This is a genomic window from Sphingobium aquiterrae, from assembly GCF_037154135.1.
In the GTDB taxonomy this organism is placed as follows: Bacteria; Pseudomonadota; Alphaproteobacteria; order Sphingomonadales; family Sphingomonadaceae; genus Sphingobium; species Sphingobium aquiterrae.
Genome location: NZ_JBANFL010000001.1, coordinates 1 through 22,425, shown reverse-complemented (window position 1 = coordinate 22,425; position 22,425 = coordinate 1). Strand labels below are relative to the sequence as shown.

Sequence of the window (22,425 nt, the reverse complement as noted above, 5' to 3'; positions counted from 1 at the left end):
ACCCAATCCTCCTAAGACCCGATCCCCACGCCGTCTGCATGTTGAAACGGCGGAACCGCAAGGACGTTCCCTCGTCAGGCAATTTGTTTCGCTTCGGCAACCGTCGGTATGATGCCGGCGCGCGGAATCCCGGGCGGATCGTCCGAAACGGAAAGGGCCGCCCGTCGCGAGACGAGCGGCCCTTCCGTGCCGAAACTTTTCCGCCGGAGCCGTCAGTATTTCTGCTGGCGCTCGTACAGCGACTTGTAATGCTGGATGCGGGTGACGCGCAGGCCGGGCATGCCGGAGCGATCGACAGCACGCTGCCAGCTCGCAAATTCCTCAAGGGTCAACGCATAGCGCTCGCACGCCTCATCCACCGTCAACAACCCTCCGTTGACGGCCGCGACCACTTCCGCCTTGCGACGCACCACCCATCGCGTGGTGCTGGGCGAAGGCAGGCTGTCCAGGGTCAAGGGTTCCCCGAGCGGCCCGACGACCTGTGCTGGTCTTATTTTCTGGTTCTCGATCATTCTCACCTCAATCAACGGCGGCGCCGGAAATCATCGTGCCGTCCCTTATCGGCTCGAGCCTTGAACATCGGCTAAATCGCCGAGGTAAAAGGCTTGTTCATCATCTTTCCCCACCGTGGAGTGCCCGGCGGCGAGAGGATTGAAGCTCCCGCTCAGGCAAGCGGCATCGATCATGCCGCCGGCACGTGGCGCGAACATCGCGGCCAGCGCCTGGATCATGTCCCCTTCCGCTTCCTGCCCCCGCAGGACGGACGCCATTTCATGCGCTGTCGGGCTGGCCGCCTGCCTTGCCGCAGCCGCGGCAAGCAGAAGGTCCAGCTCAACGGCATGCGCGACACCGGCCGACGATACATCGTCGGCAGGAATGCGTAGCGTCCGGGAAAAGCCAAGATCCATGCCCCATTGCTAGCGGCAAAAGGATAAGGGCCGGTAAATCCGCCGGTGACAGATCGTTAGCAGGATGAAACCGGCCGGCAACGGGGTGGAAGAACGGGCAAATCCGGCCTATATCCGGCCCCCATGCCCGCAGAACCAGAAACCGGCCACCCGCCCGCAGACTTCCAGTTGCCGCTTCCCCTGGCCGGCAGGCGCATCGTCGTCGCCATGTCGGGCGGCGTCGATTCGAGCGTCGTCGCGGCACTGGCGGCACGCAGCGGCGCGGAAACCATCGGCGTCACGCTGCAGCTGTACGATCATGGCGCGGCAACCGGGCGCACCGGCAGCTGCTGCGCCGGCCAGGATATCCGCGATGCGCGCGCCGTCGCCGACAGCCTGGGCATCGCCCATTATGTCTTTGATTATGAAAGCCGATTTCGCGAATCGGTGATCGCCGGTTTCGCCGATGAATATATGGCCGGGCGCACCCCCATTCCCTGCGTGCGCTGCAATATGGGGGTCAAGTTCACCGATCTGTTCGCGCTGGCGCGCGATCTGGGCGCGGATTGCCTGGCGACGGGCCATTATGTGCGCCGGGTGATCGGCGCGGATGGCACGGCGCAGTTGCACCGCGCCGCAGACCCGGCGCGCGACCAGAGCTATTTCCTGTTCGCCACCACCCAGGCACAGCTCGACTATCTGCGCTTTCCGCTGGGCGCCATGCCCAAGGCGCAGGTGCGCGCCATCGCCGCGGAGATGGGCCTGGGCGTCGCAGCCAAGCCCGACAGCCAGGACATCTGTTTCGTGCCCGATGGCGATTACGCCAAAGTGGTGCGAAAAATGCGCCCCGATGCCGATACCCAGGGCGAGATCGTCCATATCGACGGCCGGATGCTCGGCACGCATCGCGGCCTGATCCACTATACCGTCGGGCAGCGGCGCGGGCTTGACGTCGGCGGACAGGCCGAACCGCTCTATGTCGTGCGGATCGACGCCGCGACGCGGCAAGTGATCGTCGGCCCGCGATCGGCGCTGGCGGTGGGCGCGGCCATGATCGACGAGATGAACTGGCTGGGCGGCGACTTTGCCGGACCGCTGCTCGCCAAGGTGCGTTCCATGGCGCGCCCGGCGCCGGCCCGGCTGGAAAACGGCGTGCTGCGGTTCGACCAGCCCGAATATGGCGTTGCCCCCGGACAGGCCGCCGTGCTTTACGATGGCGATCATGTGCTGGGCGGCGGCTGGATCGCGCAGACGATGCCCGCCGAGCCGGTGCCGGCTTGAAGTCGAGGCCAACATCATCGCTCACCAATAAGGATCGACGGCAAGTCATGATCGGGCGTTAACCTGCCGGATAGGCAATCCTGTTAGGAACGCACCATGTCTTCCCGCTACAAGATCGTCGTCGCCCTGCTTTTTTCGCTCAGCGCCACCATGGCGTTGATGGCGATCGTCTCGCAATTCCCGGATATGGAGATCCCGCCCCGATACTGGATTTTCGGGATGATCTGCGCGGTGGTCGTCTCGCTTCCGGTGATCCTGCTGCTGGTGCATCAGGATACGCGCAGCCGCCGGTTGAATCGCGAACTGGAGGCGGCCTATTCCAGCATGAAGGACATGGCCGAGCGCGATCATCTGACCGGCCTGCTCAACCGATCCGCCTTTTTCTCCCGCGCCGAAGCGCTGCAGGAGACGATTTCCGGCTGGTTCATCCTGATCGACATCGACCATTTCAAGGCGATCAACGACGGGCATGGCCATGAAGCGGGCGACCATGCGCTGTGCGCGGTGGCGACGGCGCTGAAATCCACCGTCCGCAAGGGAAGCGACCTGGTGGCGCGGATCGGCGGCGAGGAATTCGCCATCTATGCGCCGGTCGAACAGCATGACACGGTGACGGGCATGGCCGAACGACTGCGCAGGGCGGTGGAAGGACTGGAGCTGAAAGACCGGTCGGGCACGCGCATCGGCCTCACCATCAGCCTGGGCATCGCGGGCGGGCGGCGCATCCGCAGCGTGCAGGACGGCGTGCGCGAAGCCGATGTGGCGATGTACCATGCCAAGAATAATGGCCGGAACCAGGTGAGGATGCGGGCATAATCCCTGCCCCCTGAACCCTCGCCCCCACACCCTCGGCAGCAGGCCCGCGTCAGCGCCGGCGCCCGAGCCTTACCAGCGTTTCATCCAGAGCCGAAAGGAAGCGGGACCGGTCCGCCTTCCCGAAGGGCGGCGGGCCGCCGATCGGATCGCCCACCGCACCGGCGCGCAGATCGGCCATGATCGCCCGGGTGGCGACGGCCGCCCCGATCGAACTCAGCGTAAAGGGCTTGCCATTGGGCGCGATCACCACGGCCCCGGCCTTCAGGCACCGGTCGGCGAGCAGGATATCGGCGGTGATGCAGACGCTGCGGCCATCCGCCCGTTCCGCGATCCAGTCATCCGCCGCATCGAAGCCGCTGCCGACGACGACCCGTTCGATCAGGTCATGCGCCGGCACGCGGATGGGGCTGTTGCTGACGATGCTGACCGGCACGGCATGGCGGAAGGCGACCTTGTAGATCTCCTCCTTCACCGGGCACGCGTCGGCATCGACCAGCAGGCGGATCATTTGCCCTTGCGCGGTCCCTTCGGCGCGCCCTTGAAGGGACGCTTGGGGCCGTCGCGCCCACCTTCCCTGCCGCCATCGGCACCACCGCGGGGACCGTGACCGCCGGGCTTGCCGCCGCGATCGCCAAAGGGGCGCGCATTGTGGCGTGCCGGCGCGGGGCCATTGGGGCCATTGGCACGGTTGCGCTTGGCCTGCTCGCGCGGCGGGCCGTCCATGGGCTCGATGCGGACGCTGCCCTCGCCATCCTCGTCGGGCTGGGCGGTGCGCTTCACCGCCGCCATGAAGCGGCCGGCGACGGCGCGCGGCACTTCGAACATCGTCATGTCGGCGGTGACGCGGATCGCGCCGATATCGCCGCGCACGACATGGCCACGGCGGCAGATCAGCGGCAGCAACCAGCGCGGATCGGCATTCTGCTTGCGGCCGACATCCATGCCGAACCACACGGTATCCTCAAAGCCGGCGCGGGGCCCCTGCGCACGTTCGGCGGCGGCATCCGCATCCAGCAATTCCTCGGGCTGCGGCATGCGGCCGCGATGGGCATGGACCAGCGCGGCGGCGATGTCCTGCGGGGTGCGCTCGGCCAGCAGCCGCTCGGCCAGGGCGCGATCCTCATCGTCCACCTCGATCGGCTCCAGCAGGGCAGCGAGCAAGCGATCGCGGTCGGCGACGCGGATGTCCTGCGGCGTCGGGGCGGACATCCATTCCGCCGGGATCTTCGCCCCGCGCAGCATCGATTCGACCCGGCGGCGACGGGGATAGGGCACGATCAGCACCGCCGTCCCCTTCTTGCCCGCGCGGCCGGTGCGGCCCGAACGGTGCTGCAGCGTTTCGGCGTCGCGCGGAATCTCGACATGGATGACGAGACTGAGCGTCGGCAGGTCGATGCCGCGCGCGGCCACGTCGGTCGCCACGCAGATGCGCGCGCGCCGGTCGCGCAGCGCTTGCAGCGCCTGGTTGCGCTCATTCTGGCTATGCTCGCCAGACAGCGCGACCACGGCAAAGCCCCGGTCGGTGAGGCTGCTATGGAGATGCCGCACGGATTCGCGCGTGGCGCAGAACAGCATCGCGGTCGGCGCATCGTGCAGGCGCAGCAGGTTGACGACGGCATTCTCGACATCGGCGGGGGCGACGGTGACGGCCTGATAGCTGATGTCGCCATGACCGCGATCCTCGCCCACGGTCGAGATGCGCAGCGCATCCTTCTGGTAACGGCGGGCCAGCGCGACGATGGGCTTGGGCATGGTCGCGGAGAAGAGCAGCGTGCGGCGCCCCTCCGGCGTCGCGTCGAGCAACTGCTCCAGATCCTCGCGGAAGCCCATGTCGAGCATTTCGTCGGCTTCATCGAGCACGGCGACGGCCAGTTCGGACAGGTCGAGCGCGCCGCGCTCCACATGATCACGCAGGCGGCCCGGCGTGCCGACGACGACATGCGCGCCCTGAGCAAGCGCGCGGCGTTCCTTGGCCGCGTCCATGCCGCCCACGCAATGCGCGATGCGCAGGCCGGCGGGGCCATAGAGCCACTCGAATTCGCGCCCGACCTGCAGCGCCAGTTCGCGCGTCGGCGCGATCACCAGCGCCTTGGGCAGGCCGGCAACATTGGGCCGACCGTCTTCGAACAGCAGCTCGGTCGCCATGGCAAGGCCGAAGGCGACGGTCTTGCCCGAGCCGGTCTGGGCCGAAACCACGAGGTCGCGGCCAATCGCCTCTTCCTCCAGCACGGCCGCCTGCACGGGGGTAAGGGTGGCATAGCCACGGGCGGCGAGCGCTTCGGAAAGAAGCGGGGGTATGTTCTGAAAAGTCATTGGTCTTTCAATCTGGTCGCCGGGGGCGCCATGGTCCGCACCCATGGCGGCGAGTTGGCGTGCAGAAGAAGGCGATATCTTTGCTGAGCGCCCCTTAGAGGCAAAACGCCAAAAACGCAATGTCGGTCGCCGGGGCGATGAAAATGACCGTTGGCGGGCGGGTTTTGGGGCGAGGGGATATCCGGGAGGAAGACCATCGCGCGCGATTGAAGGTGGTGGCAGCTTGCGACCATTTGCGCTCATTGATGCGCCGATCCAGTCTGCCGATACCGGACGCTGAGCCTCCCGTCTCGTCCCGCAATTTGGCGAGCGGACTTAACTCAGCAATAAGGTCTTATATGCCACGACCATGAAAATTGGGGTGCTATATGAAGATTCGCGTATCGATATTGACGATCATGCTTGCGAGTTGCTCGCCCACAGATAGCCACGGCGACATATCTCACGTTCCTATTTCGGTGGCAGGCGTAACCTATCAGTGGCCTGTCGATAGCTCTCCGGAACTCCATGAACCTGCAAAGTGGAAAGGACATGGCGTCATTTCCGCAAGCATTTGGAATGAGATTTTTGGCCAGAATGCTGCACTCCGAGCCGATCCTAGATACGGAAAAGAAATCTACCTGACACCCGCGAAGAGTAACGAATGGGGTATCAGTGAGGATGGCAAAGGGCTTCCGCTTTTTGGGAGCAATCACTATGTTATTAAAGAAAAGAAAGAAGGATATTCTATAGGGACCGTTGAAGGGGACGGAATTGTTTCGCCCAGCACGGTTGTCATCTACAAAAATGAGCCGAACGCCTACACCGAATGCGGGCCACAGACGTGCATCGTCTTTCTGAATGACAGAGGCGTGCAGCACACGATTTCTCTACGATACGGAGAGTGGGCAGCCGTCCCGGCCATGCTTCAGATATACAGGCGACTGCTGAGCATCCCGGCGTCTACCTGAGGTTCGCAGCTATTTGCTGATTACCTCCTAAAGCCGACAGTCCGCTTCCCACCCAAAGCCGCCATTCCGCTCCCCACCCTTACCGTCATCCCGGCGAAGGCTGGAATCTTGTGAGGCTGGGTTGCGCCCTCCCGATAGAGATGCCGGCCTGCGCTGGCATGACGAGATGGGAATGACCGGCATCCCCCTATGCCGCCTGCGCGCTACCCGCGGAGAAGCGCTGGCGGTAATCCCCCGGTGAAAGCCCCATGACCCGGTGGAACACCCGGCGAAACGCCGCCGCATCCTCATAGCCCACCGCCCATGCGACCTGATCCACGGATCGGCGGGTGAATTCCAGCAGCTCGCGCGCCTTGCCGACGCGCAGATGCTGGGCATATTCGATGGGGCGCAGGCCCGTGGCGTTCTTGAAGCGGCGCAGGAAGGTGCGCTCCTCCAGCCCGGCCATCTCCGCCATCTGCGTCACGCTGACGGCGCGGCCGCCCTTGCCCTGCAGCCAGTGCTGCACCTTCAGCACGGGTTCGTCGCCATGGGTGAGGCGCGGGGCGAAGCTGCTGTAATGGCGCTGCTCCCGCCCGGATGGATCGACCAGCAGGAAGCGCGCGGTCTCGATCATCACGCTCGGCCCCAGCAGCCGGTCGACCAGCCGGATGCCCAGATCGGTCCACGCCATCAGGCCGCCGGCGGTGATGATGTCGCCATCCTCGATCACCATCCGGTCGGTATCCAGCAGCACGTCGGGAAAGCGCTGGCGGAAATCGTCGGCGAACTGCCAGTGGGTCGTCGCCGGGCGCCCGGCGAGCAGGCCCGTGGCGGCAAGCAGGAACGCGCCGCCGCAGGTGGAGCCGAGCGTCGCGCCCTGCGCGTGCCGGTCCAGCAGCCAGCGGGCATAGGGCGTCGATTCCGCGATGCCGGGCGGGCCGGTCAGCCGCCCCGGCACGATCAGGATTTCCGGCTGGGTCGCGGCATCGGCATGGGTATCGAAGCCCCGCACGAAGCATCCGTTCGCATCGGGCGCCCAGTGGCTGACGCGGATCTCCGGCCCGCCATGGCTGGCCGAAAAATGGCCGGCGATCGCCAGCAGATCGGTCATGCCATGGACCATCGCCTGCTGGCAGCCGGGATAAAGCACCAGCCCGACCTCGGCCCTGGGCTGCGGCGTGTGTGCCATGCGTATCTCCATCGCTCTGCGCCCCTCATCCGGTACAATGTCGGAATCGGCCCGCCTATTGTCGGAACCGCCAATGCCGAAGATGCCCGAGCGGCCCTATCCCTTCAAGTCATGGAGCGAACGGCTTCCGAGCATGAAAGGACACCGGAGACATGAGCACGATCACCACCAAGGACGGCACCCGCATCTTCTACAAGGACTGGGGCAGCAAGGACGCGCAACCCATCCTCTTCTCGCATGGCTGGCCGCTGACCGCCGATGCATGGGACGCACAGATGGTCTTCTTCGCCAATCAGGGCTTTCGCGTCATCGCCCATGACCGCCGCAGCCATGGCCGCTCCGACCAGGTGTGGGACGGCAACACCATGGACCAATATGCCGACGATCTGGCCGAGCTGATCGAGACGCTCGACCTGCATGACGCGATCCTCGTCGGCCACTCCACCGGCGGCGGCGAAGTGACCCGCTATATCGGCCGGCACGGCACGGCGCGGGTCGCCAAGATCGCGCTGATCGGCGCGGTGCCTCCGCTGATGCTGAAGACCGAGGCGAACCCCGGCGGCCTGCCCATCGATGTGTTCGACGGCATCCGCAAGGGCACCTATGACAATCGCGGCCAGTTCTTCCGCGATCTCACCTTGCCCTTCTACGGCTATAACCGCGAAGGCGCGGTGATTTCCGAAGGCATCCGGGACAGCTTCTGGCTGCAGGGCATGATGGGCGGCCTGAAAGGCCAGCTCGACAGCATCCGCGCCTTTTCCGAAAGCGATTTCAACGCGGACCTGGCGAAGTTCGACAAGCCCACGCTCGTCCTCCATGGCGACGACGACCAGATCGTGCCCATCGGCGCTTCCGCCCTGTCGACCGTGAAGATCGTCAAGCATGCGATCCTCAAGGTCTATGCAGGCGCCGACCATGGGCTGACCCAGACCCATCAGGACCGCTTCAACGCCGACCTGCTCGACTTCATCCAGAGCTGACATTCCCACGATGCAGCGGCGGCCACGGACGGCCGCCGCCGCCCCCCTCCCACATCTCTCTCGAAGGACCACGACCATGACGCAAGGAACCATCCTCATCACCGGCGCCTCCGACGGCATCGGCGCCGTCTATGCCGACCGTCTCGCCCGGCGCGGCCACAACCTCATCCTCGTCGCCCGCCGGGCCGAGAAGCTCGCCGCATTGGCCGGCCAGCTGCACGCGGAAACCGGCGTCAGCGTCGAGACGATCTCCGCCGATCTCGCCAACGCGGACGACCTTGCCCGCATCGAGGCGCGGCTGCGCGACGACGGCAGCATCACCGGCCTCGTCAACAATGCCGGCATTGCGGGCGAAACCAGCTTCGTCGCGGCGGACCCCACCCATCTGACCGGCATGATCGACCTCAACGTGCTCGCCGTCACCCGGCTGGCCGCCGCTATCGCCCCGCGCCTTGCCACGCAGGGCAAGGGCACGATCATCAACATCACCTCCGTCACCGCGCTGATGCCGGACGGCTTCACGGCCGTCTATCCCGCGACCAAGGCGTTCGTACTGGCCTTCACCGAAGCGCTGAACGCCGAACTGGGGCCAAAGGGCGTGCGCGTGCAGGCCGTGCTGCCCGGCATCACCCGCACCGCCATCTGGGAAGAAGACCGCATCGCCGCCATTCCGGCCGACATGGTGATGGAGGTGGGCGACATGGTCGACGCGGCGCTGGCCGGGCTGGACCTGGGCGAGACGATCACGATCCCGTCGCTTCCCGACATCGCCGATCTGGATCGGTTCATCGCGGCGCGATCGGCACTGCGCCCCAATCTCTCCCGCAACCTGCCTGCCGCCCGTTATGCGGCCTGAACCACAGCGTATAGAAGGAGACTTGCCATGATCCTCGGACTTTCGGTGCAGGCTTTCATCCAGCTGCACGTCGCCATCAGCCTGATCGGCATCCTGACCGGCCTTATCGCCATGCCCGCGCTCGCGTCCGGGCGCTGGCTCGGGGGCTGGCAGGCGGCCTTCCTCGCCACCACCGCCGCCACCAGCATCACCGGCTTCCTCTTCCCCTTCCGGGGGCCGACGCCGGCGCTGATGGTGGGCGCGATCTCCATCGTCGTCCTCGCCATCGCCCTGACCGCGCTCTATGGCTTCGGCCTGCGCGGACGGGCACGGGCGACCTATGCGGTGAGCGCCACCATCGCGCTTTACTTCAACCTGTTCGTGCTGGTGGTGCAGGGCTTCCTGAAGGTGCCGGCGCTGCAGGCCATCGGCCCCACCCAGGCTTCGCCCGCCTTCATCGTGGCGCAGACGCTGGTGCTGGGGTTGAGCGTGGTGCTGGGCGTCCTCGCCGTGACCGGCGCGCGCCGGGCCAGACCTGCCGTCGCCTGAACGCAACCAGGGGCGGGGCGTGCGCCCCGCCCCTGCGCACATGCCTTCGCCCCCCACTACATGGGGGGCTTTTCCCGTCACAACCGCTCACGATCCCGCAGTCGATCCGGCCTTTGCGGAGCATGACGGCCATGCCCCGCCGCAAGGACATATGGAGATACGGCCTTGTCTCCAGCCCGATCGAAGCGGTCGTCGCGGCGAGGGGCCTCACCCGGCTCGACATAAAACGGGCTGGAACCTCAGGCGCCGGCCTGGCGGATATGGCGCATGATGGCCGCGCCGGCCGCCGCGAAATGCGCCTGCGAGAAACGTTCCAGCATGTCCGCCCGCGCCGCCTGCCCCATCGCATGCAGCGAAGCAGGATCGCCCAGCATCGCCGCCAGCCGGGCGGCCAGCGCGTCGGCATCGCCGGGCGGCACGACATGGCCGGTTTGCCCTTCCCTGATCGAATAGGGCAGTTCGCCGACCGCGGAGGCGAGCACCGGCAGCCCGGCGGTCAGCGCCTCATGCGCGCCGATGCAGAAGCCCTCCCATCGCGACGGCTGGACATAAAGATGCAGGCCCGCCAGGAAATCGCGCGGCGTAGCGGTGAAGCCCGGCAACCGGAGTTCCACGCCCGCGCCCGCCGCCAGCGCCGACAGCCGCGCCCGCTCCGCCCCTTCGCCCGCGATCACGACCTCGACCGGCACCGGAGCGGCAAAGCCATCCGCCTTCAATCGTGCCAGCGCCGCGACCAGCACGTCATAGCCCTTCACCGGATGCAGCCGGCCCAGGCTGCCGATGCGCAGGGGCTCGCCCAGCCGCCATGCCGTCGCCTGCGGCATCCGCGGATCGGCGGCGAAGATCGGCCAGCACATCAGCCGGTCGGCGGGCACGCCCAGCCGGCTGGCCGTCAGCGCCGTCACCGACCGCGAATCCCCGATCCACAGCAGGGCGCGCGATTGCAACAGGCGCATCAACCGCCGGTTCCAGGGCTTGAGAAATGCATTATGCTGCCAACTGACGACCGGCAGGCCCAGCATCGGCCCCATGGCAAGGCCAAGGATCGTCGCCCGGCTGAGCGAGGTCCAGATATGGGTCGCGCCCCAATCCCCCAGCTGCCGCTTCAGCCATAGCGCGGCGGCCAGATGATCGCCTTCCCCGCCATCGCGCACGACGGGATCGAGCCCGGCGGCGGCGATCGCCGGCAGCCCGCGCCCGTCGCGCCGGGTGAGCACGAACACCCGCACCTGCGCGCCTTCATCGCGCAGCACCTGCGCGACCGCCGGCACCGGCTGGGCCGCGCCGCCGCCCTCCACCGAATTGATGACATAAGCGATCCGCATGCCGCTCAATGCGCCAGGCTCCGCCGCCAGACCAGCAGCACGAGCATGCCGCTCGCCAGCACCGCCTGCCCCACCGCCTGGATGCCCGCGCCCATCAGCCCGGCATGATGCAGCAGCCAGGGCAGCACCGGCAGGAAGAGGATGCTGGCGAAGAGATTGGCGCTCATCGACAGCGCGGGATAGCCCATGGCCGACAGCGCGGAACTGCATGGCGGGCCGATGACGGCGATGGCGCGCGCCAGGATGAGGACGACCATCAGGCTCCCCGCCGCCTTGAACGCGGGGCCGGCAAGCAATGTCACGATGGGCGTGGGGAACAGCGCGGCGATAACCACCACCGGCATGGCCGCGAGCACCGCGATGCCGATCACCTTGCGCAGGGTGCGGCGCAACGGCGCGCCGCCTTCCCCGGCCGCGACCATGCGCGCCAGCTCGGCATAGGCGGTGTTACCCAGGATCTGGGCGGGCTGGGCGATGATGACGGTAGCACGCTGGGCGACGGCGAACAGGCCCGCCATGGCGGGGCCGAGCACCCAACCGACGATCAGCGGCGCGATGCGGCCGGCCAGTTCGCCGAGCGTCACATCGGCGTTGCTCGCGACCAGAAAGCGCCAGATGCCCGGATTGTCCGCGCGCGCGCTGCCCGGTTCCGGCTGGCGCAGACTGCTGCCCAGCCTTCGATAGGCGAACCACAGGCCCATCGCCCAGAGCACGGCGAATTCGGCAATGGCGGCCACCAGCCAGGCGACCAGAAAGCCCTTGAGCCCCCAGCCCAGCATCAGCGCCACTGTCGCGCCGATCAGGCGGACGATGGGCTGCACCATATTGTGCAGACCCAGCAGGTCGAACCGCCCGATCAACTGCAGATAGCCCGCCGGGGTCGACCGCACCGAGCCGAGCACCGCGAAGCTGTAGGGAATGGCGAAGGCCAGCGTCGCGGGCGGCCAGCCCAGATGCGCGCCGACAAAGGGCGCACACAGCATCGCCGCGACGATCGCCGCCACCCCGCCGGCAAGCTCGACCGCCGTCCCGAAACGCAGCAGCCGGGCCATGCGGTGCGGCGACGGATCGAGATGGGCTTCGGCGCCATAGCGGACGATGGCCTGCCATGCGGGGAACTCGACGATGCCGCACACCGCCGTCACATAGCCATGGACCAGCACCAATATGCCATAGTCGCGCGGCCCCAGCACGCGCGCGGCGATGACCAGATAGGCCAGGCTGATCAGCCCCGCGCCGGCCTTTCCGCCCAGGACAAGGCCCAGCCCGGCGAAAATCCGCCCCGTAATCCCCGATCGTCCGCTCATCGCGCTTGTGATGACCAGTCTTTTTCGCGCAGCGCAATGCCAAAGCTGTTCCGGGCGGCAAGCCTGCCCGCCAGGAAACGGTAGAAATACCAGTCCATCCAGCCATCCGGCAGGCGGCGGTAGAGCAGCCGCTCCATCGGCGTCCAGCTGACCGAGGCCCGCGAGGCCCGCCGCTGCGATGGGAAGCAGACATGATCGGGATGATAGACCGCCGTGCCGTGCCGCATCAGCGGATGCACGATCTCATGATCCTCCAGCACATAGGGCCAGCGCTGCACGTCGAAGCCACCGGCCGCGCGCAGGGCCTGCGTCCTGAACGCCTGCGCATAGCCGCCGGCATGGCATCGGGTCGGGAAACGCCGGCTCTTGCGCATGATCCGGGCGACCCGCCGCTGCCCCTCGGCGCTGGCGGCCGGTGCATAAAGACCGATCGCCATCACCGCCGCCGCGCGCCCGTTGCTTTCGAACAGGGAGAGTATCCAGGCGACATAATCGGGCGGATAATGGGTGTCGGCATCGCATGTCGCGACCAGCGGCGTCGTGACCGCGGCCAGCCCGGCGGCGAGCGCATGGATCTTGCCCGGCCGGTCGCAGACGATGTGGGACACCGCATCGCCCAGCGGCGCGGCATGCCGGCGCGCCTCCTGCGGCCCCTCGTCGGTCGATCCATTGTCCACCAGCAGCAGGCGAAAGCGGCGGTCGCGCTGCGCCACGAGGCTGTCGATCGTCGGCCCGATCCAGCCCTGTTCGTTGAAATAGGGAAGGATGATCGTGAGGAGAGCGGTCACGCGGCCTGCAATGTCCTGCCGCCGACCGCGACCGGCTGGCGCGCCTGTGCCAGTGCGGCAAGGACATGCGCGGCGCGCTGCGACGACGGCTGCCCGGTCAGGTCGAAGCTTTCGGCGAACATCTGCTGCTGAACGGCGCGATAATGGCTGTCATGCAGTTGCGTCGCCCGCGCCAGCGCGCCGGCCAGTTCGCCCGGATGCGCGATCACCTCGCCCGCCCGCCAATGGTTGAAATTGGGGTCGCCCCGCCATGCGATGCCATGGCTGTTGAGGAAGATGCAGGGCCGCGGCCGCAGCAGGAATTCATAGACCTGGCTGCTCGCATCGCCCAGATAGATGTCGGAGGCGAGCGTATAGCTCATGTCGGTCGACGCGCGGCTGCCCAGGTCGATATGCATGTTGTCGCCATGCAGATAGCGGCTGGAAATCGTGCCGGCACGGCTCACGGTCAGCTTGTCGATGGTGACGACGAAATTGCGTTCGAACAGCATCACATGCGGCGCGAAGATGAGCGCATGGGATTCGTCCGCCAGGAAATGATCCAGCACGTCCCGGCCATGCCTGTACCATGAGGAAAGGTGCGGCGACGGGTGCGGATTGTAGAGCACGACCGGCCGCTCGCCCCCGCTGGGGAACAGTCGCCTGGGCGCACCGGCCATGTCGAATTTCGGATAGCCCACGATGCTGATCGTATCGGGATCGACCCCCGCCTCGGCGATCAGCCGCTGCCTGATCTTCGGGCCGGAACACAGCACATGGTCGAAGCCCGCGCTGGCCTTGTCGAAACCGATCGCCCGGTCGCCCGCGCCGTGGCGCGTATGCACCATCGTCAGATCGGAAAGGCCATAGCGCGACTTGAGCATCAGCGAGGTCTTTTCGGCGACGACCAGCATGTCGAGCCCACGGAAGAAATCCAGATTGTCGCGATAGACCAGGATCTTCGCCGCCGGCACGACGCCGCTCAGGAACCGCGCCAGCTGCGCGGAGCGGGGCGACAGGCCAAGCGCGACATGCCGGATGCGAGTGCCCAGCAGGGCGCCCGCCAGCCGCCTGACCTCGCACGCCAGGCGATCGTTGGTAGTGGCGACGATGATCTCCCCATCGAAGCCGCCCTCGGCCAGCGCGATGGCAATCGGCAGGCTGTGAGCGATCTGATGGATCTGATCGTGGTTGAAAAGAAAACAGATGCGCATGGTGCCCCGACGTCACCTTATGCCCACCACCGCAGTCGGGAATATGACAATGGGAAAATTTTTTGGCCGGCGGGCCATGGGCGGCATCGCGCGCGACAACTGCCGAGATCGGGACGAAGGCGGTCAGAGGCGATGTCTCGGCGGGGCCTAATCCACAAATCGGGCGACGAGCCCGGAAACAGGACCGAAATCCCAGTCCGCCACGGCGCCGGTCGAAAGCAGCGGCTGCCAGCGGCTCGCATCCTCCGGCATCCAGTGGTGGACCGTGCCGCCAAGGTTGAAGACGCAGAGCAGCCGCTCGCCATCCACCATGCGTATAAAGGCGAGCAGTTCTTCGGGCGTATCGAGAAACGCGATATCGCCTTGGCGGAGCGCGGCCGATCGCTTGCGCAGCGCCAGCACCTGCCGCGTCCAGTGGAGCAGCGAGTCCGGCCACGCCTCCTGCCGGTCCACGGCCAGCGGCCGATGCGCCTCGCCCACCGGCAGCCAGGGCTTTGCATGCGAAAAGCCATAAGAGGGCGCATCGGCCGTCCACGGCATCGGCGTGCGGGCGCCGTCGCGCGACAGGGTCAGCGGCCAGTTGGCGATCGCCTCGGGGTCCTGCAGGTCGCCAAAGGCGATATCGACCTGCGTCAGCCCCAGCTCCTCGCCATAATAGAGGAAGATGTTGCCGCGCAGGCTGGCGAGCAGCAGCATCTTCATCCGCCCGAAGGCATCGGCATCATGCCCGCCGGCCCAGCGCGACATCGCCCGGGGCGCATCATGGTTTTCGAAGGCCCAGCTCGGCCAGCCGATCCCCGCCGCCGCCGGCCATTTCTCCAGCGCCGTGCGCAGCGCCGACGCGGTCAGTTCGGGCGCATAGAGGAAATCGAAGCCATAGGCGGTGTTGAGCCGGGCATCCCCTTGCGTAAACAGCTTCATCTCCCGCTCGCTCTCCGCTCCGCCCACTTCGGCGACGGTGAAGCGATCGTCATAATCGTCGAACACCTCGCGCACCTTCTCAAGGAAGGCCGGGATGTCGGGATGGCTCTGGCTGTATTTCTTGATCTGGAAATCGAACGGGCGGGTCCGCACGGAGCCATCGTCGGGCGCGGGGGGATTGTCGCGCAGTTGCGGATCGTGCATCGCATGGTTGATCGCGTCGATGCGGAATCCGTCGACGCCCCGGTCCAGCCAGAAGCGCACGATGTCGAGCAGCTCGGTCTGGACCTCGGCATTGTGCAGATGCAGTTGCGGCTGTTCGCGCAGGAAATTGTGCATATAATATTGGCGGCGGCGCGCGTCCCATGTCCAGGCCGGTCCGCCGAAGACCGACTGCCAGTTATTGGGCGGCGTACCGTCCGCCCTCGCATCGGCCCAGACATACCAGTCCGCTTTGGGATTATCGCGGCTCGCCCGGCTCTCGATGAACCAGGGATGCGCGTCGGAGGTATGCGCCCACACCTGATCGATGATGACGCGCAAGCCCAGCGCATGGGCGCGCGCCACCAGCGCGTCGAAATCGGCAAGCGTGCCGAAGATCGGATCGACATCGCGATAATCCGACACGTCATAGCCGAAATCGCGCATCGGGCTCTTGAAGAAGGGCGACAGCCAGATCGCGTCCACGCCCAGCGATGCGACATAGTCGAGATGCGCGGCGATGCCCTGAAGGTCGCCGACGCCATCGCCGTTCGAATCGGCAAAGCTGCGGGGATAGATCTGGTAGATCGCGGCGCCGCGCCACCACGGTGTTTCGGCTTTCGTCATGCTGTCTGTCATCATCATGTCTTCCGCGGCATCTGGGGCACATTCCGGGCGGCGGCAGGAAGACAGGGCCGTTGCCCGGCGCGGATGCACGCGGCGCAGGGCGCGCGCCAGCACCGCACATCATCCGAACCGGAATCGCCCTCCCCCTGCGCGGCCAGCTTAGCGGCCGACAGGGTGAAGGCGAGCGGATATTATGCCCTTGTGAGGATCGACACGCCGCGGAGCCGCACCCTTCCGTCAGGCAAGCACCATCCCGTCAGGCAGGCGGCATCCGGCGCCATGGCGGCATGGGCGAGATCATGCCCGGCCGACGCCTTGCCGCGAGGCGATCAGCTTTCCCGCGCGACCTGGAAGCCCGCGAAGGACTGGCTGACCGGCATCAGTTCGATGCTGTTGAAGTTGAGATGCGCCGGCTGCGTCGCCACCCAGAACAGGGTTTCGGCGATATCCTCGGCCGTCATCGGGTTGGCGCCGCCATAGAGCGTGTCCGAAGCCGCCTGGCTGCCGGTGCGGATCAGGGTGAATTCGGTTTCGACCATGCCGGGCTCGATCGAGGTCACGCGGACCCCGGTGCCGTGCAGATCGGACCGCAGGCCCAGCGAAAACTGGCGCACAAAGGCCTTGGTGCCGCCATAGACATTGCCGCCGGCATAGGGATAGGTCGCGGCGACGGAGCTGAGATTGAGGATCGCCCCCCTGCGCGCGATCAGCCGCGGCAACAGCAGTTGCGTGATGGTGACGAGCCCCGTCACATTGGTGTCGATCATCTGCCGCCATTGGGCGAGATCGGCCTGCTGCGCGGGGGCCGTGCCAAGCGCGAGCCCGGCATTGTTGATCAGCACGTCGATGCCGGCGAAATCCTCCGGCAGGCTGGCCAGCGCCGCGGCGATGGCATCCTCGTCCCGCATGTCGAAGGCGAGCGCAAAGGCGCTGTCGGCCCCAAGCTCGGCGATGAGCGCGTCCAGCCGATCCTTGCGACGCCCGGTGACAACCACCTTGTCCCCGGCCGCGACGAACCGCCGCGCGGCGGCCGCGCCGATTCCCGCCGTGGCACCGGTGATGAATATCGTCTTCTGCATCTTGCTTCCTTGCCCCATGACGTCCTTGGCCAGCGCATCGTCCGCCGCCGGCAGACTGACTAGCGATCTGGAACGAAGAGGACAATTCGCCCGCACATTTTGCGGTACGGCCCGGATGGTCCGGGCCGGCCGCCACGCATGATCGCGCGGGCCCGGGCGCAGGGCGCGAAGATACTGTCGCCGCGACGATGCGCGCCCTCATGCGCCAAGCGCAAGGCGCGATCGCGAAAACGGACCGCCCCTCATGCCTTCCTGCGCCAGAACCTCCTACCCCCGCGCGCGGCAGACCGGCTGCGGCGCGCGGGGGTGTGGGATCAGTTGGCCCGGGCCGCCGGCTGCGCGGCGCGCCATGCCTGATATTTGTCGATGGCGTCGGACTGCATCAGGATCTTCGAATTGGGGTCGATCGTGACGCCGGCCTGCGCCGTCGCCGGCACTGCGCCGGTGCCGTCGGCCATCGGCAGCGTGACGGTCTTGCCGTCCACACGCACATCGACCGGCATCGGGAAGGGCAGGTTGTCCGGCGTCTGCCAGTGCAGCTTGAGCATCCCGCCCTCACGCATGGCGACCAGCTTCGGCAGGGCGGCGCGATAGAGATAGACGTCGAAGAACCATTTATAGTCCTTGCCCGTCACGTCGTTGACGATCTTGAGGAAGCCCTGCGTCGTGCCGAACTGCGGCGTGAAGTTGCCGGGCTTGGGATCGGGCCGGCCGTAGACGAGAATGCGGATCGCCTTGAAGAAGGCCTCGTCGCCGATCAGCCCGCGCAATGTATGGGCGACCCAGCTCCCCTTGGTATAGATGTCGCCGCGCGGGCCGGTGGGATCGGCATAGACCGCCTTTTCGGGCCGCTCCTGCCCGGAGACCAGCGGCATCTCGTTGCGGATGCCGGCACGCTGCGGCTTGAGCTGCGCCATATAGTCGATCTCGCCGCCCAGATATTGCGCGATCAGCGGCTGGGCATAGGAGCCAAGGCCCTCATGCAGCCACAGGTCGTCATAATTGGCGTTGGACAGCTGGTTGGCAAACCATTCATGCGAGAATTCGTGGTTCATCAGCCAATCCCAGCCATAGGGCGTCTTGGGATAGTCGTTCGAATAACCGATCAGCGTCTGGTTCTCCAGGCCCGAATAGGGCACGCGGATCACGCCCATCTTCTGGTCCGCCCAGGGATAGGGGCCGATCATATTCTCCCAGAAATCGAGGGTCTGGGGGAATTCGGCGAACAGTTCGGCGGCCTGCTTCTCCTCGCCCGGAAGATAATAGAAACGCATCGGGATGACGTTGCCGAAGCGGCTCTTATAGTCGCCTTCCATCACCTTATAGGGCCCGACATCCAGCACCGACCCATAAGTGTGGATGCTGCGCGCATGCCAGTTCCAGGTGGTCCAGCCATCCTTCTCCACCTTGCTGACGAGCGCGCCGTTGCCCGGCGCCATCAGGCCGGCGGGCACGGTGTAGTGCAGGTCGCTGGTCGCAGGCTTGAGCGTGGGATGGTCGAGGCACGGATAGAGCATGTCGCAGCCGCCGCCCCAAAGCGACGTGTCGATCCACGGATATTTGCCGTCCGGCGTCTTCATCCAGGTGGTGCCGCCTTCCCATGGCGGCCGCTTGGCCAGCGGCGGCGTGCCGGCATAGACCACGCGCGCGGCGAAGCTGGTGCCCGCCTTGATCGGCCGGGCCAGCGCGATGCGCAGCTGCCCTTCCGGATTGGCATAGCTGCCCGGCGCGAGCTTCTTGCCGTCGAGATAGATCGCGGAGATCGCGAATTTGGGGAAGAAATCGAGGATCAGTGTGCCGATCTGCGCCTTTGTGTGCAGATTGAGCGTCACATCGCCTTCCACGCGCTGCCGGTCCGGAAAGACCTTGAGCGCGAGGTCGAGATGATCGAACACCAGCGCCAATTGCTCGGGCGGCATCACACCGCCCATCTTGCGGGTCTGCTCGGTCACATATTTGGGATCATTGGGGTCGGTGATCGACGCCGCCACCTGGCGCTGCGCGAACGCCGTGCCCGCCCCACAGAGCGCCGCCGCACCGCACAGCATTAAAGACAGCAACCGTCGCTTCATCCCGTTTCTCCCAGAAGACAATGTGATTTTCGACACCACCGCGCCTTTACGCAAGCGGCACCGGAAGCGTGCTGGGCTCTCCGGTGCCGGCTGCGAGGAGGAACGGTGGGCGAGGGCTCAGAAACCCTTTTGAACCCGGACATAGAAGAAGCGTCCGCGCGAATTGAAGATCAGGTTGTCGAAACCATTGGCGTAATTGCCCTCAAGGAACGGCGGCATCGCGTCGCCGATATTCTCCACGCCAAGGGTCAGCTTCGCCTTGGCCGCGGCAAAGTCGTAATTCACCGAAATGTCGTGCTGCATATAATCGTCGGCGGTCAGGTGGACGCCGTTGACGAGCAGCGACGCATCGTTGCGGACGCCGCCCACATAGCGCACGCCATAGCTCACGGTCAGGTCGTCGAGCGACCAGGTGAGGCGGGCGTTGCCCTTCCACCGCGGCAGCGTGCCGATCGCCGTCGTATAGGTGCCGATCCGTTCGACCGCAGGCTGGTTCGGTGCCGGCGACAGCGTGTAGGAGGACATATAGGTCGCGTCGATGCGGGCATTGAGCTTGCCCCACGGGCCGGACGCCGTCGTATATTCCAGCCCGAAGTCCAGTCCCTTGATGCTCTGGTCGAGCAGATTGTCGCGCGTCGCGAACATCTCGTAGATCGATCCGTCCGGATTGCGCGTGACCCGGCCGGCATAGTCCAGCCCGGCGGCGTTCTGCGCGATGATATAGTCGACATCCGCAATGCCGATGATGTTGGATTTCTTGATGTGGTAATAATCGACGGTCAGCGAAAGGCGCGGGACGAAGCTGGGCGTGAACACCGCGCCGACGGTCAGCGTCTTTGCCGTTTCGGGCTGCAGATTGGGATTGCCGCCCGTGACCACGAAAGTGCCGGTGGTGACGGGCGCCTGGATGCCGTGGCAACCGGGAAGCGCGGCATATTGCGCCGTGGCGCACGGATCGGTGACGGGGCGATAGCCGCGGCTCTGTGTCGAGTTCGCCTCGCCGAAGGTCGGCGCGCGGAAGGCGGTGCCCCATGAACCGCGGATCAGCAGGTCGCTATAGGGCCGCCATTTGACGCCGACCTTGGGGTTCCATGTGTCCCCGAAGGCATTGTAATGCGAATAGCGTCCCGCCGCCTCGATATCGAGGCGATAGGCGAACGGCACGTCCTTCAGCAGCGGCAGGCCGACTTCGGCATAGATTTCCGAAACCTTGCGCGTCGGCGGCAGGAAGGGCGGCGTCTGGGTCGGATAGTCGGGTGCATTGTCCTGCACCTGCTTGAAGCCTTCCTCGCGATATTCGGCACCCAGCGCAACGTTGAGATCGCCCGCCCACAGCGGCAGCACCGTGCCCGAGATATTGGCCACGAAGGAATGAAGATCGGCGGTCACGTCGCGGAAATGCTGGGCCGACACCGAATCGAGCTGCGCCGCGGTAATCGACCCCACCCCTGCGAACAGATTGATCGGGATGCACCCCGCATAGGCCGCGCATGCCGCGTCCGGGCCGACCGCGCGCTGCAGGCGGCTGGTCACGACACCCTTGCCGCTGTCGGTATACTGGTTGAGATGCTGGATATTGGCGGACGCGTCCCAGTGCCAGGTCGTGCCCAGTTCGCCTTCCAGGCCCGCCACGATGCGGTACAGATTGGATTCGACGGCGCTGCGGCGGCCGGCGCCCAACCCTTCCTCCACCAGCGTGCGATAGGCGACGAGATCGCGGCCGAACGGGTTGAACCGGTTGGCCGCGCTGACCGTGATCGTGCCGTCGAAATAATCCGGCGCGAGGAAGCCGAGCGAGGTGCGGTGGCTGAAGCCGCTCTCGACAAACGCCTTGATCCGCGATCCCAGCTCATATTCACCCGCGAAAGTGGTGTTGAACTGCTTCACTTCGGAAGCGCTGCTTTCATATTGCCAATAGTTGATGCCGTCGTTCTGCGTGCCGTTCACATCGGTGAACACACCCGGGAAATAGGCGTCGCGATAATCGCCCAGCGTATTCCCCTGTGCCACGCCGTCCTTCAGGATCATGATCGTGCCGGGGCGCGTAGGGTCCAGGCCCTTGAACGCCGTGCCGGTGGTCGGCGCGGAGTCGCGAAAATTGCGGCCGCCAAGGGAACGCCAGTCCGGATCGCGGCTGATCGGACGATCGCCGATCAGGTTGCCGCCGGTCTGGCGATAGCTCGCGTTGAACACGAACCCGCCATTGTCGAACTTGCGGCCGAAGGTGCCGCTCAGCTCGCGATTGGGCAGGTCGCCACGGCTGGAGATGCCATATCCGCCCTTGAGCAGCAGGCCGTCATAATCGCGGCGCAGAATGATGTTGACCACGCCGGCAACCGCATCCGCGCCATAGACGGCCGATGCGCCGTCCTGCAGGACCTCGACGCGGTCGACCGCCTCGAACGGCACGCTGTTGAGGTCGACCGTGCCTGCCGAGCTGTTCGAAAGCATGCGCCGCCCGTTGACCAGCACCAGCGTATTGACCGCGCTCAGGCCGCGCAACGCGACATTGGCCGAGCCGTCATTGCCGCGGCCGGCGGTGTCGCTGGCCGACGCGGAGGCGACCGGCAACTCGCGCACGAGTTCGCCGATGCTGGTGCTGCCGGTGGCCTCGATCTCGCTGCGGTCCAGGATGGTGAGCGGTGCCGGGCCGGTCAGGTCGGTGGAAGGCAGGCGTGAGCCGGTGACTGTGATGGCCTCATCGGCATCCGCCGCGGCCTGGGGGGCATCCGGCGATGTCGCGGAAGACGTCGCATCCTGTGCCTGTGCGGCGGTGGCGAGCGCGAGCGGTGCAGCGGCGGCGAGCAACAAGAACGACGTTCCAAAGCGCTTCATATGAGACCCCCTGATCTTCTTTATGGAGCTGAGGCGAGCGGATTTTTCCGATTCGGTCAGTGATATACCGTATACTATCTACGCATTGGAGCGTCCAGCCTTGTTTCAAAAAGATGTCATTCCTTGGTATTTTTTATCGCAGGGTGCGAGCGGGACTGCGCGGATATGTCACAGCGAAAGGGCCCGGTCACATATGGCCGGGCCCTTTGGTTGCTGTAGTTGTGCTGTTGTTGTTGGTTATCAGATGCCTGTGACGGGATGCCCCTTGCTTGCGAGGCTTCGTGTGCGGCCATAG

Annotated in this window: 19 protein-coding genes; 6 read left to right on the top strand and 13 right to left on the bottom strand. The window is 66.0% G+C overall.

Going from position 1 to position 22,425, the window contains the following annotated elements:
* Positions 1 to 212 precede the first annotated feature (212 nt).
* Entirely contained in the window at positions 213 to 512 is a 300-nt protein-coding gene (gene sciP / locus WFP78_RS00095; RefSeq protein WP_336957726.1) for a CtrA inhibitor SciP, read from the bottom strand.
* 45 nt (positions 513 to 557) lie between these two features.
* The gene (locus WFP78_RS00090) at positions 558 to 908 is read right to left on the bottom strand and encodes a hypothetical protein (RefSeq protein ID WP_336957725.1); all 351 of its coding nucleotides are present in this window, start codon (positions 906 to 908) and stop codon (positions 558 to 560) included.
* A 123-nt stretch (positions 909 to 1,031) separates the two neighbouring features.
* On the opposite strand from WFP78_RS00090, the gene mnmA reads away from it, so the two are divergent.
* Positions 1,032 to 2,168, top strand: coding sequence for a tRNA 2-thiouridine(34) synthase MnmA (mnmA, locus tag WFP78_RS00085; RefSeq protein WP_336957724.1), 1,137 nt, complete (start codon positions 1,032 to 1,034; stop codon positions 2,166 to 2,168).
* Positions 2,169 to 2,264: 96 nt separating this feature from the next.
* Positions 2,265 to 2,984: a GGDEF domain-containing protein gene (locus tag WFP78_RS00080; RefSeq protein ID WP_336957723.1), complete on the top strand. Its 720-nt coding sequence runs from the start codon at positions 2,265 to 2,267 to the stop codon at positions 2,982 to 2,984.
* Positions 2,985 to 3,033: 49 nt separating this feature from the next.
* Here the strand turns inward: WFP78_RS00080 and WFP78_RS00075 are convergent, their stop codons facing one another.
* Complete coding sequence (locus WFP78_RS00075) at positions 3,034 to 3,489, bottom strand: YaiI/YqxD family protein (RefSeq protein WP_336958180.1); 456 nt, start codon at positions 3,487 to 3,489, stop codon at positions 3,034 to 3,036.
* Positions 3,489 to 5,297 carry a DEAD/DEAH box helicase gene (locus WFP78_RS00070; protein ID WP_336957722.1) on the bottom strand — a complete coding sequence of 603 codons (1,809 nt, stop codon included), beginning with the start codon at positions 5,295 to 5,297 and terminating at the stop codon, positions 3,489 to 3,491. Before WFP78_RS00070 ends, WFP78_RS00075 begins: the two co-directional genes overlap by 1 nt.
* A 368-nt stretch (positions 5,298 to 5,665) precedes the next feature.
* Here WFP78_RS00070 and WFP78_RS00065 point away from each other — a divergent pair, with 368 nt between their 5' ends.
* On the top strand, positions 5,666 to 6,247 hold the full coding sequence (locus tag WFP78_RS00065; protein ID WP_336957721.1) for a hypothetical protein: 582 nt from the start codon (positions 5,666 to 5,668) through the stop codon (positions 6,245 to 6,247).
* A gap of 187 nt (positions 6,248 to 6,434) precedes the next feature.
* Here the strand turns inward: WFP78_RS00065 and WFP78_RS00060 are convergent, their stop codons facing one another.
* Complete coding sequence (locus WFP78_RS00060) at positions 6,435 to 7,418, bottom strand: GlxA family transcriptional regulator (RefSeq protein WP_336957720.1); 984 nt, start codon at positions 7,416 to 7,418, stop codon at positions 6,435 to 6,437.
* A gap of 152 nt (positions 7,419 to 7,570) precedes the next feature.
* On the opposite strand from WFP78_RS00060, the gene WFP78_RS00055 reads away from it, so the two are divergent.
* The 3 genes from WFP78_RS00055 (at position 7,571) to WFP78_RS00045 (ending at position 9,782) form a co-directional block, all read left to right on the top strand.
* The gene (locus WFP78_RS00055; protein WP_336957719.1) at positions 7,571 to 8,398 is read left to right on the top strand and encodes an alpha/beta fold hydrolase; all 828 of its coding nucleotides are present in this window, start codon (positions 7,571 to 7,573) and stop codon (positions 8,396 to 8,398) included.
* Positions 8,399 to 8,474: 76 nt separating this feature from the next.
* Positions 8,475 to 9,254 carry an SDR family NAD(P)-dependent oxidoreductase gene (locus WFP78_RS00050; RefSeq protein WP_336957718.1) on the top strand — a complete coding sequence of 260 codons (780 nt, stop codon included), beginning with the start codon at positions 8,475 to 8,477 and terminating at the stop codon, positions 9,252 to 9,254.
* Between the two features lie 27 nt (positions 9,255 to 9,281).
* Positions 9,282 to 9,782 carry a hypothetical protein gene (locus WFP78_RS00045; protein ID WP_336957717.1) on the top strand — a complete coding sequence of 167 codons (501 nt, stop codon included), beginning with the start codon at positions 9,282 to 9,284 and terminating at the stop codon, positions 9,780 to 9,782.
* Positions 9,783 to 10,021: 239 nt separating this feature from the next.
* On the opposite strand, the gene WFP78_RS00040 is transcribed toward WFP78_RS00045, so the two are convergent.
* The 8 genes from WFP78_RS00040 to WFP78_RS00005 form a co-directional block, all read right to left on the bottom strand.
* Positions 10,022 to 11,107 carry a glycosyltransferase family 4 protein gene (locus WFP78_RS00040; RefSeq protein WP_336957716.1) on the bottom strand — a complete coding sequence of 362 codons (1,086 nt, stop codon included), beginning with the start codon at positions 11,105 to 11,107 and terminating at the stop codon, positions 10,022 to 10,024.
* A 5-nt stretch (positions 11,108 to 11,112) separates the two neighbouring features.
* A complete protein-coding gene (locus tag WFP78_RS00035) occupies positions 11,113 to 12,414 on the bottom strand; it encodes a lipopolysaccharide biosynthesis protein (protein WP_336957715.1) in 1,302 nt (433 codons plus the stop codon).
* The gene (locus WFP78_RS00030; protein WP_336957714.1) at positions 12,411 to 13,202 is read right to left on the bottom strand and encodes a glycosyltransferase family 2 protein; all 792 of its coding nucleotides are present in this window, start codon (positions 13,200 to 13,202) and stop codon (positions 12,411 to 12,413) included. Before WFP78_RS00030 ends, WFP78_RS00035 begins: the two co-directional genes overlap by 4 nt.
* Positions 13,199 to 14,395 (bottom strand): hypothetical protein, encoded by a 1,197-nt coding sequence (locus WFP78_RS00025; RefSeq protein WP_336957713.1) that lies wholly within the window; start codon positions 14,393 to 14,395, stop codon positions 13,199 to 13,201. The genes WFP78_RS00030 and WFP78_RS00025 overlap by 4 nt, the downstream gene beginning before the upstream one ends.
* A 147-nt stretch (positions 14,396 to 14,542) precedes the next feature.
* Positions 14,543 to 16,144: an alpha-glucosidase gene (locus WFP78_RS00020; RefSeq protein ID WP_336957712.1), complete on the bottom strand. Its 1,602-nt coding sequence runs from the start codon at positions 16,142 to 16,144 to the stop codon at positions 14,543 to 14,545.
* Between the two features lie 329 nt (positions 16,145 to 16,473).
* Positions 16,474 to 17,223, bottom strand: a complete 750-nt coding sequence (locus WFP78_RS00015; RefSeq protein WP_336957711.1) for an SDR family NAD(P)-dependent oxidoreductase — start codon at positions 17,221 to 17,223, stop codon at positions 16,474 to 16,476.
* A 314-nt stretch (positions 17,224 to 17,537) separates the two neighbouring features.
* Positions 17,538 to 19,295 carry a M1 family metallopeptidase gene (locus WFP78_RS00010; protein WP_336957710.1) on the bottom strand — a complete coding sequence of 586 codons (1,758 nt, stop codon included), beginning with the start codon at positions 19,293 to 19,295 and terminating at the stop codon, positions 17,538 to 17,540.
* A gap of 117 nt (positions 19,296 to 19,412) precedes the next feature.
* The gene (locus tag WFP78_RS00005; protein ID WP_336957709.1) at positions 19,413 to 22,130 is read right to left on the bottom strand and encodes a TonB-dependent receptor plug domain-containing protein; all 2,718 of its coding nucleotides are present in this window, start codon (positions 22,128 to 22,130) and stop codon (positions 19,413 to 19,415) included.
* Positions 22,131 to 22,425: the final 295 nt, after the last annotated feature.